This window comes from Corynebacterium antarcticum (assembly GCF_016595285.2).
GTDB classification, from domain to species: Bacteria; Actinomycetota; Actinomycetes; order Mycobacteriales; family Mycobacteriaceae; genus Corynebacterium; species Corynebacterium antarcticum.
This window is the reverse complement of sequence record NZ_JAENIP020000001.1, coordinates 69,645-88,717: the sequence shown is the minus strand read 5'-3', so window position 1 is coordinate 88,717 and position 19,073 is coordinate 69,645. Positions and strand designations below refer to the sequence as shown.

Sequence of the window (19,073 nt, the reverse complement as noted above, 5' to 3'; positions counted from 1 at the left end):
GTCACCGCGCGGACATCATCTCCACGGCGCGGCGGACGGCGGCGAGGTGGGGTGCGAGGAGTGCCACGGTCGCGACGTTGAACAGCTCGCGGTGGCGGTATCCGAACAGCAGTGACTGCAGGCCGGCGACCTCGCCGTCGACGAGCACGGGACCGCCCGAATCCCCGTAGACGACCTGGTCGCGACCGGTGGGGACGCAGATCGCCGCGTGCCGGACCCGGGTACGCAGATTCAGAGACAGGGCGAACGGAACCCTCGCGAGCAGCAGACCGCGCCTGGGCGGGGCGGTCAGCCTCCTGCCTCCGTAGCCGTAGGTGATGGTGGACGAAAACACCGGCGGCACCGCGGAGGCGACCGGCAGGAGGGACGGGACGGGCGCGGGCCGGTCGAGCTTCACGACCGCGATGTCGGTGCCCACGACCACCCGGGCGTCGGAAACGGTTCCCCGGAACCCGGGACCCGAGACCCTGATCCTCGAGGGAGCTTCGCCGGGTGTGAGGAAGTGGGCGGCCGTCAACGCGAACCGCACGGGCGACGTGATCTGCGCCGGGGTGACGCCCTCATCGTTGATCGCCCCGGTCAGGATCTCCGGGGTCGTGAGGAATCCGGAGCAGTAGCGCCCGCCACGGTGCAACCGGACGACGCCGGAAGCAGCGGTTGACGCGTCCGGACCGCTCTCCGGCCGACTGAGGCTGTGCTCCACGCCGGTGATTCTACGTGTGTCCCCGGTGGCGCCGCCCCGCCCCCGTGCGCCCGTGCCCGGGTACCTATGATGGGGCCCATGACTTCGAGTGAGACCGCAACCACCGGAAACATCCACAGCGACCGTTGCGCCGCGATCCTGGAGCACATGCGCAGAGAGGACATGTCGGCCATGATCCTCGGGACCGGACCCGATCTCGAGTTCTTCACCGGCCTGGACATCAGCTCACACGAGCGCCTCACCGCACTCGTCATCCAGACGGACGGCGACGACTTCCTGATCGCCCCCGCCGTCGACTCCGGCAGGGCCGTGCGTGAACGGACCGCGGAGATCGGTGTCAGGCTGATCCCGTGGCAGGACGGGCAGTCATCCTATGAACTGATCGTCCGCAACCTCGTCCTGCCGGACATCGGCGACGGCGGGTTCGCGGGCCGGGGGGTCGGTCTCGGCGCCTCGCTCACCGCCGATCACGTTCTGAACATCCAGGACGGACTCGCGGAGCTCAACCACGGCTGCGTGTTGGCCGGGCCGGTCATCGACGAGCTTCGGATGGTGAAGACCGATCACGAGATCGAGGAACTAGCCGCGGCGGGAGCCGCCATCGACCGTGTCCACGCCCGGGTTCCGGAGCTTCTCCAACCAGGCCGGACGGAGGCCGAGATCGCCGAGGAGATCACCGCGATGATCCTCGAGGAGGGACACATCTCCGTCGACTTCGTGATCGTGGGCTCCGGTCCGAACGGCGCCGACCCGCACCACAGCTTCTCCGACCGGAAGCTCCGGACCGGCGAGCTCGTCGTCGTGGACATCGGGGGAGCACTGCCCAGTGGGTACCGCTCCGACTGCACCCGCACCTACCTCGTCGCAGATTCGGATCCGCAGGTGATCAGCGAGCGGGTCCTCGACATGTACCGGGTCCTGGAGAAGGCCCAGGCCGCCGCTGTGAAGGCGGTACGCCCCGGTGTCACGGCGGGGGAGATCGACCGCGTCGCCCGCGACGCGATCGCCGCCGCCGGATACGGCGAGCAGTTCATCCACCGTACCGGTCACGGCATCGGGCTCACCACGCACGAGGCACCGTCGATCTCGTCGGGTTCCGCTACGGTTCTGCAGCCGGGCATGGCCTTCTCCGTCGAGCCGGGCATCTACTTCACCGGGGACGTCGGTGCCCGGATCGAGGACATCGTCGTGGTCACGGAGAACGGCGTGCGCCTCCTCAACAACCGGCCGCGGAGCCTGTTCTGGTGAGTTCCGGACCCGTGCTCCTGCTGGGCGGCCGCAGCGACATCGGCGTTCATCTGGCCGAACGTCTCGTCGCCGGACGCGAGGTGGTGCTCGCCGCGCGCGACGTCTCCTCCCTGGACGACGCGGCACGGCGGATGCGCGCCGCCGGAGCCACGTCCGTCCACCGGCTTGAGTTCGACGCCACCGATCTCGTCCGTCACCGGACGGTCGTCGAGCGGGCCGTCCGGCTCGCCGGTACTCCGGCCCACGCGATCGTCGCGTTCGGTGTCCTCGGTGATCAGCACCGCGCGGAGCACGACGAGGCCCATGCCGCCCACATCGCGACGGTGGACTACACCGCCCAGATATCCGTGTTGACCGTGCTGGCTGACGTGCTCACGGAGACGGCCACCGCGGAACAACCGGCGACCATCGTCGCCTTCTCTTCGGTGGCGGGTTGGCGCGCCCGCCGCGCCAACTACGTGTACGGATCGACGAAGGCCGGTCTCGACGCGTTCTGCCAGGGTCTGGCCGACCAGCTCCACGGCGGTCCGGTCCGGCTGATCACCGCCCGACCCGGCTTCGTCATCGGACGGATGACCGAGGGCATGGATCCGGCTCCGATGTCGGTCACCTCGGCGGAGGTCGCCGACGCGATCGTCGCCGAGATCCGGTTTCAGGAGAGGCGGGGGAGAGTCCGGTCCACGACCCTGTGGATCCCGCGCCGACTGGAGGCTCTCGCCCGGGTGATGCGGCTCGTTCCCCGCCCGGTGTGGCGCCGGATGCCCCGGTGACCGACCCGGTAGGATGACGCCACATGAGCAACTCCGCCACCGGTGACCGGGCCGCGACCGACAGCGGTGTCTCGCACCCGGAAGCGTTCCTCGCGAGCGTGGTCGGGATCAGTGCCGCGGGTATGGGCGATCTGCCCGCCACCTCCCTCGATCGGTTGCGTGCGGCCGACGTGGTGATCGGTTCCTGGCGGCAACTCAACCTCATTGACGGGGAGATCACCGCGGAACGCCGTCCGTGGCCGTCCCCGCTGCTGCCCTCGATCGAGCCCCTGTTCAAGGAGTTCTCGGGTCGCCGCATCGTGGTCCTCGGATCGGGCGACCCGATGTTCCACGGGATCGGCACGACACTGACCAGGATCTTCGGTCCCGGGAACATCGAGGTGCTCCCCCTCGCATCGTCGGTGTCGCTGGCCTGCGCCCATCTGGGCTGGCCGTTGAACGACACCCCTGTGGTCAGTCTGGTGACCCGTCCGGTGTCGGCCGTCATCCCGCTGCTGGATCAGGGCAGAAGGTTCCTCATCCTCGGCCGCGACGAGACCACACCGGGCGAGGTGTCCTCACTGCTCGCCGCCCGGGGGCACGGCGGAGCGAAGGTCCACGTCCTGAGCGACCTGGGGGGACCGGACGCCCACACCCAGAGCTACCGCGCCGCCGCCGCACAACCTCCGCGCAGCGCCCTGAACGTGATCGCCGTCATACCCGCCGGTACCCACGGAAGGAGCCTGCTCCCGGGTCTTCCGGACGACTCCTACGACACCGATGAGGGACAGCTCACGAAGGCCGATGTCCGCGCCTGGACCGTCTGCGCACTCGCACCTCGCCCGGGGGAACGTCTCTGGGACATCGGCGGTGGCGCCGGATCCGTCGCCATCGAATGGTTGCGCAGCACCCCCGGTACCAGCGCCGTCTCCTTCGAAAGGGCCGAGCACCGCAGGAGGACCATGACGGACAACGCCCGGAATCTCGGCGTGGAGCACCTCGAGGTGCTGGGTGACGCGCCGGATTCCTTCGGGAAGGCTGACACGGATCCCGACGTCATCTTCATCGGTGGCGGCCTCACCGCCCCCGGTCTCGCGGAAGCCGCATGGTCGCGGCTGAAGTCGGGTGGGAGACTCGTGGCCAATGCCGTGACCGTCGAGTCCGAACGGGAGCTCTGGCAACTCCGCGACCGCTTCGGTGGCCGGATCACCCGCATCCAGATCGACTCGGAGACGTCGATAGGCGGGTTCACCGCCCTACGCCCCGCGCTGCCCGTGACGCAATGGAGAGCCACGAAGCAGGGTCCCGAACCAACTGAACAAGGGGAGAACCACACACCATGACCGTCTACTTCATCGGCGCCGGCCCCGGTGCCGTCGATCTCCTCACCCTCCGGGCGGACCGCCTGATCCGTTCTTGCGGGGTCTGCCTGTACGCGGGCAGCATCGTTCCCGAGGAGGTTCTCGAGCACTGCCCGGATGGCGCCGAGGTGATCAACACCGCCCGGATGCCGCTGGACGAGATCATGTCCGTGATCCGGCGGGCCGACACGAGCGGTCTCGACGTCGCCCGGCTCCATTCCGGGGATCCGTCGGTGTACTCGGCCCTCGCCGAGCAGGCCCGCCGCCTGACCGATGCCGGTATCGACTACGAGATCGTCCCGGGGGTCCCGTCCTTCGCCGCGGCGGCGGCGGCACTCGGACACGAGCTCACCGTGCCCACGGTCGGCCAGACCGTGATCCTCACCCGGGTCAGCGGTCGTGCCTCCGCGATGCCCGAGGGCGAGGATCTCGCAACCCTCGGTGCGTCCCGCGCGACGTTGTGCATCCATCTCGCGGCGCACGACATCGACCGCGTCGTCGGGGAACTCACCCCGAACTACGGGGCTGACTGCCCTGTCGCGGTCGTCGCCTACGCCAGCCGCCCGGAGGAGCGGATCGTGCGTGGACGGTTGGGCGACATCGCCGGAGCGGTGCAGGAGGCCGGGATCAGCCGGACCGCCGTGATCATCGTCGGGGAGGTACTCGGGGCGGAGGGCTTTCCCGACAGCTACCTCTACTCCGATGACCGGCCACGCGACGCGGAAGGACGGACGATACCGTGCGTGCACTGATTCTCGGTGGAACCTCGGAGGGACGGGAACTCGCCGCCCTGATGTCCGCCCGCGGATGGCTCGTGACCAGTTCGCTCGCGGGCCGGGTCGCCAGCCCGAGGCTGCCGGTGGGGGAGGTGCGCATCGGGGGATTCGGTGGGCCCGCCGGCCTCGCACGCTGGCTGATCGACCAGGGTGTGGAGGTCGTCATCGATGCCACCCATCCCTTCGCCGAACGGATATCGATCTCCGCGGCGGAGGCCACCCGGGCCACCGGGGTGCCCCTGATCGCGCTGCACCGACCGGCGTGGGAGCCGGTCGCACGGGACAAGTGGCGGATGGTCGACACGATGGAGGAGGCCGCGCGGATCACGGAGCGCGACTACCACCACATCCTGCTCACCATCGGCCGCCAGCAGCTCGCCCCCTTCGCCCACGACGATCTCAACCTCTACGTCATCCGCTGCGTGGACAGACCCGATGCCCCGCTTCCCGCCCGGCACCGCGTGATCCTCGACCGCGGACCGTTCACGGTGGCGGCGGAGAAGAAGCTCATGCGGGACAACCAGATCGACTGTGTCGTCACCAAGAACTCCGGTGGAGAGCACACGCGGCCGAAGCTCGACGCGGCTCGCGAACTGGGTATCGACGTCGTGATGGTGCGCCGCCCGGAGTTGCCCGGAGGTGGCCGGATCACCGTGGTGCACACCGCGGAAGCGGCCTTCAACGCCGCGATGGAGCTCTAGGGTGCGGTCAGCTGTCCGTAGCCGTCAACGATGATGGCCGCGAACTCGGCGAACCGTCTACGGGACTGCGCCAGTTGCTCGGCACCCGCGGGGGAGAGGTGGTAGACCTTCCTGCCGGGGCCGCTCTCACCGGGCTCCCACGTTGACGTGGCCAGGCCGTCGTCCTCGAGCCGGTTGAGCACCGGATAGAGGGCCGCACCCTTGACCGGGTTCAGCCCCCGTTCCACGAGTCGCTCGGCGAGCCCGTAGCCGTGACCGGGGGCGATCTCCATCTCACCGAGCAGCAGCAGGGGCAGTGTCACACGCTGCCAGGCGGCGAACTCCCGGTCGGAACGGTCACCCATCGTCTCTTCCCCGGAGCGTGGGCAGACCCGCGTCCACCCAGAGTTTCGGGACCGTCAGGACGAGGCCGGCAAAGAGAATCACTCCCATCACGATGGGGAACGTCTCTCCGGTCCGCATCACACGGACGGCCACCAGGGTGATGAAAGCGTACTGGAGCAGTCTCCACCGGCTGCGGTTCCGCAGTGATCTCTCCTGCCCTCCGGTACGGGCCGCGGCAATGGCGGGTGACCCGAACTCCTCCTGCGGGGTTTCTCCCAGGGACAGCGAGTGGTCGGCGAGCTGGCGGGCCTCCTGTCCGGCTCGTGAGCGGCTGTACCCGTAGTTGCTGCGCAGCAGCGTGCCGTAGCGGGACACCCACTGCCCGGGGTCATCGCAGGTGTCCCGCTCGTGGTCGGGGAGGACGCCGTCGTCCGGGGTGATCCACCAGCTCAGGGCGACCAGGCCGAGACCGACAGCCGGGACGAGGACGGAAGGGACGGCAATCACCGGTACCGGATCCGTCGAGGCCGTCATCACACCGGTACCGATGACGCCGGCGACGGTGCCGAGAGCACCGACCCGGAAGCCGGTGGTCCGGCCGCTGGCGTGGCTGAGGATGGCGAGGTGCAGTGCCGTGAGACTGACGGTGGACCCGATCGCCAGCACGATCATCTTCGTGGTCAGCGTGAAGGACCATCCCACGGTGAACAGCCAGAGCGAGGCCAACAGGACGAGGAGTCCGGCCTGCATGGCCACGCCCGACAGCAGGTTCCGCCACGTCAGTCCGGCCGTTTCCGGTGCGAAGGGGTAGGTGGCGACGGTTTCCCGCGCGGCCTCGCGTGGTGTGGACCATGACTCGTCGTCCGGGGCGACGGCGGCGCTGATCATTGCGTTCCGCATGGTGTCGGTCTCCCGGGCGAGGGCATCCCGGTCGAGCCTGCCGCTCACGACGAGATGGAAACGGTACGCCGCGATCCAGTCGGACTGTGCCGCGGTCAGATCGTCAGGCATGAATGGTTCTCCTGTCTTTTTCGTAGGGCGATCCGAAGGTCACAGACCAGACTAGATAGATTTTCTATCTAGTCAAGCGTCCGGTGTCCCGGACCGGGTACGCCGTCCCCGGGAGCCGGTGGTTCCCACCCCGCGACCGGAGATGGTGAACGTGGTCGGTGTGAGCTGAGGGGACCGCTCCCGGTGGGAAGATCGAACGGCACCGGGGAAGTGAAGACCGTGACGGAGATCGGTTCGCGGGCGTGTCCGGAGCGCCGCGCAGGCAGGCGGGCGGGCGCTACCCGGAGAGAAGTCATCTCTCTCCGGAACCGGAGACCCCACGGACCGGGAGACGGAATCTGGCCTCCGGGTTGAGGTGGGTCTCCCGGGATCAACCACGGAAGGCCCGCCACGGGCCCCGGCGTTCGGGGAGGAACCAGGGCACCTCAGCCGTAACGGCGTGAGGTGAATACCCGCGGCCCTTCGGGCCCCTCGTAGACCTTCGTCGTCGATGCCCCGATGATGAGCATCGTCCGCATGTCGACCACGTCCGGATCGAAGTCGGCGAGGGTGGTCACCGTGACACTCTCCCGGTCGGAACCGACGGCACGGGCGACGATGACCGGGGTTTCGGGGCCCTGGTGTTCCAGCACGATATCCCGTAGCTCCGCCACCTGGCGCCGCCTTGTTCTCGATGCCGGGTTGTACACGGCGAAGGCCATGTCCGCCCCGGCGAGGGCGTGCACCCGACGGGCGATGACCTCCCACGGTTTCAACCGGTCGGACAGGGAGATCATCCCGAAGTCGTGGCCGAGCGGAGCACCGACCCGGGAGGCGACGGCCTGCGCCGCGGTCATTCCGGGAACAACCCTGACGGTGACATCCCGCCATGCGTCGTCATCCGCGGTCTCGAGAACCGCGGCCGCCATGGCGAACACACCCGGATCGCCGGAACTGACGACGGCGACCCTCCTGCCCCTGGCCGCGAGATCGAGCGCCATGGCGGCGCGCTCGGCCTCGACCTTGTTGTCGGAGAGGTGGCGGCGCTGCCCGGACCGCTCCGGGACACGGTTGATGTAGGTGGAGTAGCCGACGAGGTCCTCCGCGAGCTCCAGCTCGCGGGAGACCTCGGGGGTGGTCCAGTCGGGATCACCCGGGCCCAGTCCCACGACGACGACCTCACCCGGGCCCGTCGGCGCCGACCGGCCGGCCGCCTCCGACGACGCGGCGCAGACACCCTCCCGGTGGGAGGGGACGACGGCGACAGCGAAATACGGCACCTCGGTCACCTCGGTGGCCGGGAGGGAATCCTGTCCCGCCATGCCGATCCGGGACACGACGTACGTCCGGTGGAGGACACCGGCGTGGTCGAGGGCCCGCCGGACCTTCGGCCAGGTCCTCCCCAGCTTCATCACCACGGCTGTGTCGGTGTCCCGGAGCCGCCTCGACAGTTCCTCCTCATCGAGGGTTCCGGGGAGTACGGTGAGCACCTCGTCATCCTCGGCGAGTGGGCGGGCGAGGACGTCCGCGGCCGCGGTGATCGAGGTGACCCCGGGAATTATCCGGGCGGCCCGGGTACCGGGGAGATCAGCGAGCATCCGGTGGAGATGCTGGTAGGAGCTGTAGAGCATCGGATCCCCCAACGCGAGCACGACCACGTCGCGGCCCGCGTCCAGGTGTCCCGAGAGGCGCTGGGCGGCCTCCACGTAGAACTCCGCCAGTGCACCCGCATACCCGCCCGGATGGGTGGTGTCCCCGGTGGTGACGGGATAGGAGAGCAGCTCATGGATCTGCCCCTCGTGCAGGTAGGGCTCGGCGGCCGCACGGGCGGCGGACGCGCCACCCGGCTTCGCGTGGTACGCCACGACGTCCGCGGCGCCGATCGCCCGGGCTGCGGCGACGGTGAGCAGCTCCGGATCCCCGGGGCCGACGCCGACACCGGTGAGGGACCCTCCGTCGGCGGCCATCTACATGATCTCCCGGGAATCGGCGAGCGCGTTGACCGCGGCACAGGTGATGGCGGATCCTCCCCGTCGACCGTGGACAGTGAGGAACTCCGTACCGAGCGAGGACGCGTCGTCGGCGAGCGCCTGCTTGGATTCGGCGGCGCCGATGAATCCGACGGGGACACCGAGAATCGCAGCCGGGCGGGGAAGAGCGGGATCAGCCGCAAGCAGGTTGAGCAGGTGGAACAGAGCGGTCGGTGCGTTTCCGATGGCCACCACGGCGCCGTCGAGGACGGGGCGCCACAACTCCACGGCGGCGGCGGTCCGCGTTGTCCCGAGTTCCCGGGCGAGCTCGGGGACGCGGGCATCCCCGAGCAGACAGATGACCTCGTTGTCCGCCGGGAGACGACGCCTCGTCACACCCGAGGCGACCATCTGGACATCCGTGAGGACGGGGGCGCCGGACTGCAATGCGTGACGCGCGGCGTGGACGAGGGCGGCGGACATGGCGATGTCGTCCGCGAGGTCAACCTCACCGGCGGCGTGGATCATCCTGACGGCCACCGTGGCCTGCTGGGGGTCGAAGGCCGAGAGGTCAGCCTCGTTGCGGATGGTGGCGAAGGAACGGCGGTAGATCTCGGAACCGTCGGTGATGTACTGATGCATGGTGCCTCATTCTACGTCCCGGGGGTGTCAGTTCCTCCCGTCCCTGCGACCGACCTCGTATTCACCCTCACCGACCGCGAGATAATCCGTGTACGGCCTGTCCACGGGATGCCCACAGCGGCGCTCACATCCGGAGAAGTGGACGTGGTCCTCGGGGGCGGCGGGCACGCGGTGTTCCCGGACGGCAGCCACCGCATCGGCCCGCGTGTCGGACGCGGACTTGTCGCACCCGGTGGACCCGGTGCAGGCGGAGACCTCGAGCCACGGGGAGCCCGCGTCGAAGATGAGCCCCATGGGGGCGAGTACCTTCACCACGACCTCAGCGGACGCGGTGTCCAACCCCTCGATGATCACAGAGCGCCAGCAGGTGACCTGGGTCGGCCGACCGATGGTCGCGATCATCCGGGCGAGGGTCGTGTCCAGTGCGCCGAACCTCAGTCCGGCCGCGAGGCTGACCGTCCCGTCCGGACGGTCGATCCAGCCGATCGGCGGCTCCGGTGTCCCGACGGGAACCGCCGGCGCGGGGACGCCACGGGCGAGACCCGAGCCGGTGAGGTCCGCGGCGATGTCGGATGCGGCACCGGGTTGCTCGTCGATGCGCCAGGCCTTCCCGCGGCGCGCGGCCCACAGGGCGGCCGCCCGGGCCAGTGCCCGGGCCGTGTCCCCGGGGCGGGTCGCTGCGTCGACGGGCGAGCCACCGAGAATCAGGTGGTGGAGCTCGGACCCGGGCAGCACCCCGATGTCGGGACGCCGGGACGCGATCAGTCCGCTCCCGTCATCGATACCGAAAAGCGTCCGCCCGGACAGCCGGGCCGTGGTCGGATCATCCAGCAGCAGCTGGTCGAGCTGTTCTACGAGCGGAACGAGTTCGGGGGAGAGGGGGGCCGCGATGATGTTGCGGATCCGGTCGTGCGCGATGCTCGGCAGCAGGCCCGCAGCGTCCACCGCCCCGGTGAATCCTGCGGCATTCTCCTCGGAGATTCCGCGCACCTGAAGGTTGCCCCGGGTCGTCAGGTGGATCATCCCGTCACCGTAGCGGTCGGAGAGGTCCGCGAGAGTCTCCCACCTTCCGGGATCCAGGTAACCCCCCGGCACCCGGATCCGTCCGATCCGACCATCCGCGGCACGGTGCATGTGCACCGCACCCGGACAGGCGTCGGGACGACCACGGTCGCCGAGACTCCGGGAGTTCTCCACCGTGTGCCCGGTGGTTGATGATGCCCTGGATTCCGCGCTCATGCTCACCAGTCTAGGACCCGCCCGCCCCGGGCGGCAGCCGCGCCGCCGCGGTTCCGCAACCGTGTCCCGGCCACCCCGGGGGCTCCGGAGGTACCGGGCGACGCCGTCGTTAAGGTGGACCCATGTCCTCCCGTCCCGTGTCTCCCCACCTGCGCACGGTCGCATCCGTGCTGCTCTGCACCGTGCTGCCGGTGACGGTCGACGTGGTGCGGAGTCAGGTGGCCCGGTGGATGAGCGGTGAGCGGGCCGACATCCGGTATCCGGAACGCAGGCGGGTTCCGGGATCGGTTGCGGATGCCGCGCCCGGAACGGTCCTGTCGGCGGAGCCGGTGCAGGTTCTCGGCGCGGGCAGCCGACTGAACCCGGCCACGGCCACCGCATTCTGCTACGCCACCAGGGACTCGTCCGGTCGGGTGATCCCCGCGACCGGGGTTCTGCTGCGCTCACGACGGCTCACCGCCGACCACGCGGGACCCCGACCGTTGATCGCGTTCGCGCCGTCGACTCAGGGCGTGGCGCGACACTGCGATCCGTCGGTCAGCTGCACCGTGGGCCTGGATCTCTTCCTGCGCCCGCCGGTGGACTGCATCATCGCCTACGAACTTCCGGTTCTTCTCGCACTGGTGGCCTCGGGTTTCCATGTCGTATTCATCGACTACCCCCGGGACGAGGTGACCGGTGTCCAGTACTACGGGGACAACATCGCCGGTGGTCAGGCGCTCGCGGACGCAGTGCGGGCCGCGGTCGAGCTTGGAGTCTCACCGAGAGCACCTCTGGGCCTGTGGGGTTTCTCCCAGGGGGGTGGCGCGGTCGGGTGGCTGGTCGAGAACCCCGGCTACGCCCCTGACGTCATCCCCCGGGCCGCGGTCGTCGGTTCGCCGCCGTCAGATCTCGGCGCGGTGCTGGGCCATGTCGACGGCGGCCTGATCACCGGGGCGCTCGCCTACGCGGTGGCGGGACTGGTGGTCAGCTCCGATGATCTCCGCAGGACGCTGTGGCCGCTGTTCAACGACCACGGTCGGGCGCAGATCCGGGCGAACACGACGACGTGCGCCGGGGGGAGCATCGTCACCTCCGCGTGGGCGTCGACGCGGAGGTGGACGGTGTCGGGTCTGTCACTCGCGGAGCTGGCGGAGTCGCTGCCCGTGGTCCGACGTGCACTGCGCCGCCAGCTGCTCGGGGAACGGCGTCCCTCCTGCCCGGTGCTGCTGTGGGGGTCCGCGAACGACGACGTCATACCCGTCGGCCAGGTCCGGGAGGTGGCCCGCCACTGGGCCGGTGCAGGGGGAGACGTCTCCTACCGGGAGTCGATGATGCCGAGGCTCCCGGGCCGCACGACCCTCAACCACTTCCTCCCCTACTACCTCCGGTTACCCCGCAACATCGCGTGGTTACTGTCCGCTCTGCGGTAGGCTGACCGCAGACACAGCCCGTTTTACGTACCCCCGAACGCGTTGCACCGCAGGCAGCGCAGGCAAGGACCTCTCCACCGTGATTCTGCTTCTCTCCACCTCCGACACCGACCTGTTGTCCGCGAAGTCCGCGAATGAGTGCAGCGAGGTGGAGTACCGCTTCGCCAACCCGAACGGCGTGTCCACCGAGATGCTCGATGAGCACCTCGCCGGTGCCGATCTGGTGATCGTGCGGCTGCTGGGCGGTAGGCGCGCGTGGGAGGACGGCCTCGACCACATCCTGCGCAGCGGGGTTCCGGCGGTCGTGGTGTCGGGTGAACTCGCCGTCGACGCCGAACTCACCGAGCTGTCCACCGTCCCCGCGGGTGTGGTCACCCAGGCACACACCTATCTCGCCGAGGGAGGAGCGGACAACCTGCACCAGCTGCACAACTTCCTCTCCGACACGGTGCTGCTCACGGGACTCGGCTTCGACGAGCCGGTCCGGATGCCGTTCTGGGGGCACCTGGACCGCCCGGAGTTCTCCGGTCCCGCCGACGCGCCGCGGGTGGCGATCCTCTACTACCGGGCACAGCATCTCGCCGGCAACGTGGACTACATCCACGGTCTGGCCGACGCGATCGAGAACCTCGGCGTGCGCGCCGTACCGATCTACTCCGCCTCCCTGCGTACCGCGCCGGATGACCTGCTCACCGAGCTGGCGGACATGGACGTGCTGATCACCACGGTGCTCGCCGCCGGGGGCACCAAGCCCGCGACCGCACAGGCGGGGGAGCAGGACGAGGCGTGGGACGTGGCGGCGCTCGCCGCACTCGATGTCCCCATCATCCAGGGGCTCGCGCTGACCAATCCGCGCGCCCGGTGGGAAGAGTCCGACGACGGACTCTCGCCGCTGGATGTCGCCACCCAGGTCGCGGTGCCGGAGTTCGACGGCCGGATCATCGCCGTGCCCTTCTCCTTCAAGGAGTACGACGCGGACGGCCTGATCTCCTACGTCCCCGACCACGAGCGCTGCGCCCGGCTCGCCGGGATCGCCTGCCGCTTCGCCCGGCTACGGCATCTCGACAACGCGGAGAAGAAAATCGTCGTCATGCTGTCGGCGTACCCGACGAAGCACGCCCGGATCGGCAACGCGGTGGGCCTCGACACCCCGGTGTCCACCCTCAGGGTGCTGCACGCCATGGCCGAGGCCGGCTACGACCTGGGTGACACCTCGGAGATCCCCGGATACGACGATCTCGACGGCGACGCCTTCATGCACGCAATCATCGCCGCCGGCGGACACGACCCCGAGTGGCTCACAGACGAGGTGCTCGCCAACAATCCGCTCAAGCTGTCGAGGCGGGACTACCTCGACTACTTCGCGACCCTCCCGGAGGGCATGCGCGAGGAGATGACCGAGCACTGGGGCGAGGCACCCGGAATGCACTACGTCAACCCCGCCACCGGTGAGCTGTACGTCGCGGGACTCGTCTTCGGCAACGTCGTCGTCATGGTGCAGCCGCCCCGTGGCTTCGGTGACAACCCGGTCGGCATCTACCACGACCCGGACCTGCCGGCGAACCACCACTACCTCGGGACATACCACTGGCTCCGTCACGTCTTCGGCGCGGACGCCATCGTGCACATGGGCAAGCACGGCAACATGGAGTGGCTGCCCGGCAAGACCGTCGGCATGTCCGCGGACTGCTACACAGACCAGGCGATCGCCGACATGCCGCTGATCTACCCGTTCCTCGTGAACGACCCGGGCGAGGGGAGCCAGGCGAAGCGCCGCGCCCACGCCACCCTCATCGACCACATGATCCCGCCGATGGCCCGCGCGGAGTCCTACGGCGACATCACCCGGCTCGAGCAGCTGCTCGACGAGCACCAGAACATCTCGGCGATGGATCCTGCGAAACTGCCCGCCATCCGACAGGAGATCTGGACCCTGCTCACCGCCGCGAAGATGGACCAGGACCTCGGCTGGGAGCAGCGCCCGGACGAGGAGGTCTTCGATGACATGCTCATGCACATCGACGGCTGGCTCTGCGAGATCAAGGACGTCGCGATCCGCGGTGGCCTGCACATCCTCGGCGGGGACATCTCCGGCGAGATGCGCATCGAACTCGTCCTGGCGATGCTCCGCGCCCGCCAGCTCTGGGGTGGCGATCGCAGCGTCCCGGGACTGCGGGAGGCGCTCGGCCTGTCCGAGGCGGGCGACGAGACGCGGACGCGTGTGGACACGGTAGAGGAGGTCGCGCACGGGATCCTCACCCGCCTCGATGAACTCGGCTGGGACGTCGGGCAGGTCGACTCCGTGCTCGACGGGACCCCCATGCCCGACACCGCGGACCGCGACACGGTCGCCGCGATCATGCGTTTCGCGTGCACCGAGATCATTCCCCGGCTCGCCCAGACCCCGCGCGAGATCACCCAGATCCTGCACGCCCTCGACGGCGGCTTCATCGACGCCGGCCCCTCGGGTTCCCCGATGCGTGGCCTGATCAACGTCCTGCCCACCGGCCGGAACTTCTACTCCGTCGACCCGAAGTCACTGCCCAGCCGCCTCGCCTGGGAGACCGGCCAGCTGCTCGCCGACTCGCTGATCGACCGCTACCGGGACGATCATGACGGCGCCTACCCGACGTCCGTCGGGCTGTCGGTGTGGGGAACCTCCGCGATGCGCACCTCCGGCGACGACATCGCCGAGGTGTTCGCCCTCCTCGGTGTCCGACCGGTCTGGGACGAGGCCTCCCGCCGGGTCACGGACCTCGAGATCATCGGTCTGGAGGAACTGGGCCGCCCGCGCATCGACACCACCGTCCGTATCTCCGGGTTCTTCCGCGACGCGTTCCCGCACGTTCTCGCACTGCTCGATGACGCGGTGCAGATGGTCAAGAACCTCGACGAGCCGGATGAGAGCAACTACGTACGGGCCCACGCACGTGCCGACGGCACCCTCGACGAGCACACCCGCCGGATCTTCGGCTCCAAGCCCGGGACCTACGGCGCCGGTCTGCTCCAGCTCATCGAGTCCGGTGCCTGGCGAGACGACGCCGATCTCGCGGAGGTCTACACCTCCTGGGGCGGGTACGCCTACGGGCGCGGCATCGAGGGAGTCGAGGCCGCCGAGGACATGCGCACCGCCTACCGGCGGATCCAGGTCGCGGCGAAGAACGTCGACTCCGCGGAGCACGACATCGCCGACTCCGACGACTACTTCCAGTACCACGGCGGCATGGTCGCGACAGTCCGTGCCCTCACCGGAAACGACCCCGAGGCCTACATCGGTGACTCCCGCCGCCAGGAGACCGTCCGGACCCGTACGCTCCACGAGGAGTCCCGCCGCGTGTTCCGCGCCCGCGTGGTCAACCCGCGTTGGATCGAGGCCATGCGGAGGCACGGCTACAAGGGCGCCTTCGAGATGTCGGCCACCGTGGACTACCTGTTCGGCTACGACGCCACGACCAACCTGATGGATGACTGGATGTACGAGACACTGACGGACACCTACGTCCGTGACGAGGTCAACCGCGAGTTCTTCCGCCAGTCGAATCCCTGGGCGCTCCGGGACATCTCCGAACGGCTCATCGAGGCCGCCGACCGCGGGTTGTGGGAGGAACCCTCCGAGGATGCCATGGAGCTGCTGCGGGAGACGTTCATCGAAACGGAGGGTGAACTGGAGGATCGGCGGTAACCCGCGTCGACGGGGGTGAGCCGGTACACTCGGGCGGGTGCCTATCTTCATCGCGATCCCGTACATCCTGACCGAGGCCCTCGCCTTCTGGCTGGTCGCCAGATGGCTGGGGGTCGGTTGGGCGCTGCTTCTGCTCCTGCTGTTCTTCTTCGGCGGACTGCTGCTCGCCGCCGTCGAGATGCGCCGGATCGCGCTGAAACTATCCCAGGGACGCGTCAACGCGGGACGTGGGGCCGGTGACTACGGTCTCGTCGCCGCCGGTGCCCTCGGCGTCGCGATGCCGGGGTTCATCACCACGATCGTCGGCCTGATGCTGATCATCCCACCGACGAGGTCGATCGTCCGCGGAATACTCGCCCGCAAGATGCGCCGCAAGATCGAGGATCTCGGGGTCCGTGGATTCGAGGCGGCCAACCGGTACCGGCAGACCACCAGCTACGGAACATTCGTCGTCGACCACGACCCGTCGCAGGATTCGACCACCTCCGCTCCGGACGATCAGGAAATCCAGCGCTGGAGCAGCGAGGTCACCCCCGAGGACTTCCTCGACGACCGCGGGGACGAAGGGGACGGATCCACCGGCGACACCCGCCCACGCGCCTGATACGTCGGTCGATGAGCTCTCTCGTCCGTCTGCTGCTCGCACTGCTCAGCGGCGTCTTGGTCTACTCCTCCTACGAGCCCCTCGGCTGGTGGCCCGCCGGCATCGTCGGGATGGCGATCCTCTACGTGGCGTTGGCCCCCTGGAAACGCGGGATCCTGGCGTCCTCACCCCGGCTGCGCACCGGTGTGTTCCTCGCCTTCAGCCACTCGCTCGTGCTCTACCTGCTGCTCCTGCCGTGGATCGGTGAGCTCGTCGGGACGTTCCCCTACGTGGCTCTCGCCGTCACCGAGTCCCTGTACGCGATCGCCCTCGGTGCCGGTGTCACGGCGGCCGCACGCCTCCGCCGCGGACCCGTCGTCTACGCCTTCATGGCTGTCGCCGTCGAATGGCTGCGCAGTTCCTGGCCCTTCGGCGGCTTCGCGTGGGTCCGCCTCGCCTGGGGACAGGTCGACGGCCCCCTCCGCTTCCTGGCGCCCGTCGGGGGCCCTGCCCTGGTCTCGTTCGGCGCGGTGATGGTCGCGGCCGGAGTGGCCACGCTGATCCTCCGCGGCGGGCGGTACCGGGCGCTCACGCTGATCGCCGTTCCCGTCATCGCCGCAGCGGGATCCTGGGCCACCGCTCCCGGAGCGGACGCGGACACCGGACGGATCACCGTCGCCGCGGTGCAGGGCAATGTCCCGCGACTCGGTCTCGATTTCAACGCGCAACGGCGAGCCGTCCTCGCGAACCACACCCGGGTCACGGAGACCATCGGGGAACCGGTCGATCTCGTCGTCTGGCCCGAGAACTCGGCCGACGTCAGCCCCTTCGCCGACGCTCAGGCGCGCACACTCGTGGACGAGGCGGTGCGCTCGGCCGGCGCGCCCGTTCTCGTGGGGACACTCACCAGGGACGATGTCGGCGACCGCAACACCGTCGTCGTATTCGATCCCGTCACCGGCCCGGGGGAGTGGCACCACAAGAAGTACCTTCAGCCATTCGGGGAGTGGATGCCCTACCGGGAGCTGCTCCGTCCCCTGTCCCCGTACGTCGACCGGGCCGGTGACTACAAGCCGGGCGACGGGGACGGCGTCGTGCATGTCCGTGTCCCCGCCACCGGCGAGATGATCGGCGTCGGCGTGGCCACGTGCTACGAGGTCGCCTTCGACGCGGCCGGTCGGGACGCGGTCAGGGCCGGCGCCCGCATCCTGACCACACCCACCAACAACGCGACGTTCGGTTTCTCCGACATGACCTACCAGCAGCTGGCCATGTCCCGGATGCGGGCTCTGGAACTCGACCGTGCGGTCGTCGTCGCCGCGACATCGGGGGTGTCGGCGATCATCCACCCCGACGGTCACGTCGCCTCGAGTACGAGGATCTTCACCCCGGCCGTACTCACCGACACTCTTCCACTCCGCGACCGGCTCACGTTCGCGGCCCGCCACGGTTCCTGGATCGAGGTGACGCTGGGTATGATTGGGTGGATATGCCTGTTCGTCGTGCTCGTCACCGGAAGAACCGGACGATCGACCGGGCCCCGACGCAGGCGCCAGCCACACCGAGGAGAATGACTCACCCATGTCGAAACCCAGCGACGCAACCCTGGTCATCATCCCGACCTACAACGAGCGGGAGAATCTTCCCCTGATCACCGGTCGGGTCCGTTCCGCCACGCCGGAGGTGGACATCCTCGTCGTCGACGACGCCAGCCCGGACGGGACGGGAGAGCTCGCCGACGAGATCGCCGACGCCGATCCCCGGATCCACGTCCTGCACCGCAACGGCAAGGGCGGTCTCTGCGGCGCGTACGTCGAGGGATTCCGCTGGGGTCTGGAACGCGACTACCGCGTCCTGTGCGAGATGGACGCCGACGGGTCACACGCACCCGAGCAGCTGCACCTCCTGCTGGGTCAGATCGACGCCGGTGCCGATCTGGTCATCGGTTCCCGGTACGTCGACGGCGGGAAGGTGGTCAACTGGCCGAAGCAGCGGTGGCTGCTATCGAAGGGCGGGAACATCTACATCTCGCTGGCCCTCGGCGCGGGGCTCAGCGACATGACCGCCGGCTACCGCGCGTACCGCCGCGAATTGATCGAGTCCCTCGATCTCGACGAGCTGTCGAACGCCGGGTACATCTTCCAGGTGGACCTGGCGTGGCGGGCGGTACGGGAGGGTTTCGACGTCCGGGAGGTCCCGATCACCTTCACCGAACGCGAGATCGGCGAGTCCAAACTGGACGGCAGCTTCGTCAAGGATTCCCTCGCACAGGTCACCGCGTGGGGCGTCGCGCACCGCAGGCAGCAGCTCTCCGCCGTCGCGGAGGAAGTGAAGAAGGAGATCGAGTTCCGCCGTCGCAAGCGGCGCCGTAACTGATCCCCCTTCCCGGAGTGCTTCCCCGGCACAGATCCAGGTTCTCCGTCGGGCCGGGATGCGTCTCGCCCTATGGTCCCGGCCACCGGATCGGTGCGCCGGTGGGGTGCCTCCCACACTCCGTCCGAGATCTCCCAATGGGTCAACCACCGGTCCGGGTGCCGCCCGAGGAAGCACAGCACACTGTCCCCGAATGCGGCGGTATCCCGCGTGGGGAGTGGCGTGACCGCACCGGTGACGGCACACCGCCAAGGGGAGTGGCACCACATCAGGGGCAGATCGCCTGTTCCACCGAGGGGGGAACGGGGCACCTGTCCGCG

Annotated in this window: 16 protein-coding genes; 10 read left to right on the top strand and 6 right to left on the bottom strand. The window is 69.1% G+C overall.

Annotation, left to right across the window (positions count from 1 at the left end; translation table 11 throughout):
- Position 1: 1 nt before the first annotated feature.
- Complete coding sequence (locus JIM95_RS00385; RefSeq protein ID WP_200257475.1) at positions 2-703, bottom strand: S1 family peptidase; 702 nt, start codon at positions 701-703, stop codon at positions 2-4.
- Positions 704-781: 78 nt separating this feature from the next.
- Here JIM95_RS00385 and JIM95_RS00380 point away from each other — a divergent pair, with 78 nt between their 5' ends.
- Genes JIM95_RS00380 through JIM95_RS00360 form a run of 5 tightly spaced genes read left to right on the top strand, consistent with a single transcriptional unit; the run spans position 782 to position 5,538 of the window.
- Entirely contained in the window at positions 782-1,951 is a 1,170-nt protein-coding gene (locus JIM95_RS00380) for a M24 family metallopeptidase (RefSeq protein ID WP_200257473.1), read from the top strand.
- Positions 1,948-2,721 carry an SDR family oxidoreductase gene (locus JIM95_RS00375; RefSeq protein WP_200257471.1) on the top strand — a complete coding sequence of 258 codons (774 nt, stop codon included), beginning with the start codon at positions 1,948-1,950 and terminating at the stop codon, positions 2,719-2,721. The genes JIM95_RS00380 and JIM95_RS00375 overlap by 4 nt, the downstream gene beginning before the upstream one ends.
- A 23-nt stretch (positions 2,722-2,744) precedes the next feature.
- On the top strand, positions 2,745-4,043 hold the full coding sequence (gene cbiE, locus JIM95_RS00370) for a precorrin-6y C5,15-methyltransferase (decarboxylating) subunit CbiE (RefSeq protein ID WP_200257469.1): 1,299 nt from the start codon (positions 2,745-2,747) through the stop codon (positions 4,041-4,043).
- Positions 4,040-4,813, top strand: coding sequence for a precorrin-4 C(11)-methyltransferase (gene cobM, locus JIM95_RS00365; RefSeq protein WP_200257468.1), 774 nt, complete (start codon positions 4,040-4,042; stop codon positions 4,811-4,813). The genes cbiE and cobM overlap by 4 nt, the downstream gene beginning before the upstream one ends.
- Positions 4,801-5,538: a cobalt-precorrin-6A reductase gene (locus tag JIM95_RS00360; RefSeq protein WP_200257467.1), complete on the top strand. Its 738-nt coding sequence runs from the start codon at positions 4,801-4,803 to the stop codon at positions 5,536-5,538. The genes cobM and JIM95_RS00360 overlap by 13 nt, the downstream gene beginning before the upstream one ends.
- Here the strand turns inward: JIM95_RS00360 and JIM95_RS00355 are convergent.
- From JIM95_RS00355 to JIM95_RS00335, 5 genes are all read right to left on the bottom strand, one after another.
- Positions 5,535-5,882, bottom strand: coding sequence for a PadR family transcriptional regulator (locus tag JIM95_RS00355; protein WP_200257466.1), 348 nt, complete (start codon positions 5,880-5,882; stop codon positions 5,535-5,537). The genes JIM95_RS00360 and JIM95_RS00355 overlap by 4 nt on opposite strands.
- Complete coding sequence (locus JIM95_RS00350; RefSeq protein WP_200257465.1) at positions 5,875-6,873, bottom strand: hypothetical protein; 999 nt, start codon at positions 6,871-6,873, stop codon at positions 5,875-5,877. The genes JIM95_RS00355 and JIM95_RS00350 overlap by 8 nt, the downstream gene beginning before the upstream one ends.
- Before the next feature lie 425 nt (positions 6,874-7,298).
- Positions 7,299-8,819, bottom strand: coding sequence for a precorrin-3B C(17)-methyltransferase (gene cobJ, locus JIM95_RS00345; protein ID WP_200257464.1), 1,521 nt, complete (start codon positions 8,817-8,819; stop codon positions 7,299-7,301).
- Positions 8,820-9,464 (bottom strand): precorrin-8X methylmutase, encoded by a 645-nt coding sequence (locus JIM95_RS00340; RefSeq protein WP_200257463.1) that lies wholly within the window; start codon positions 9,462-9,464, stop codon positions 8,820-8,822.
- A gap of 27 nt (positions 9,465-9,491) precedes the next feature.
- Positions 9,492-10,703, bottom strand: a complete 1,212-nt coding sequence (locus JIM95_RS00335) for a precorrin-3B synthase (RefSeq protein ID WP_200257462.1) — start codon at positions 10,701-10,703, stop codon at positions 9,492-9,494.
- A 122-nt stretch (positions 10,704-10,825) separates the two neighbouring features.
- On the opposite strand from JIM95_RS00335, the gene JIM95_RS00330 reads away from it, so the two are divergent.
- The 5 genes from JIM95_RS00330 to JIM95_RS00310 all read left to right on the top strand — a co-directional run bounded on the left by JIM95_RS00330 (position 10,826) and on the right by JIM95_RS00310 (position 18,756).
- The gene (locus JIM95_RS00330) at positions 10,826-12,115 is read left to right on the top strand and encodes a lipase family protein (RefSeq protein WP_200257460.1); all 1,290 of its coding nucleotides are present in this window, start codon (positions 10,826-10,828) and stop codon (positions 12,113-12,115) included.
- Between the two features lie 79 nt (positions 12,116-12,194).
- Positions 12,195-15,797 (top strand): cobaltochelatase subunit CobN, encoded by a 3,603-nt coding sequence (gene cobN, locus JIM95_RS00325; protein WP_200257459.1) that lies wholly within the window; start codon positions 12,195-12,197, stop codon positions 15,795-15,797.
- Between the two features lie 37 nt (positions 15,798-15,834).
- Positions 15,835-16,401 carry an FxsA family protein gene (locus JIM95_RS00320; RefSeq protein ID WP_200257458.1) on the top strand — a complete coding sequence of 189 codons (567 nt, stop codon included), beginning with the start codon at positions 15,835-15,837 and terminating at the stop codon, positions 16,399-16,401.
- A gap of 11 nt (positions 16,402-16,412) precedes the next feature.
- On the top strand, positions 16,413-17,954 hold the full coding sequence (lnt, locus tag JIM95_RS00315; RefSeq protein WP_200257457.1) for an apolipoprotein N-acyltransferase: 1,542 nt from the start codon (positions 16,413-16,415) through the stop codon (positions 17,952-17,954).
- 7 nt (positions 17,955-17,961) lie between these two features.
- Complete coding sequence (locus JIM95_RS00310) at positions 17,962-18,756, top strand: polyprenol monophosphomannose synthase (RefSeq protein ID WP_200257456.1); 795 nt, start codon at positions 17,962-17,964, stop codon at positions 18,754-18,756.
- The last annotated feature ends 317 nt before the right edge of the window (positions 18,757-19,073 follow it).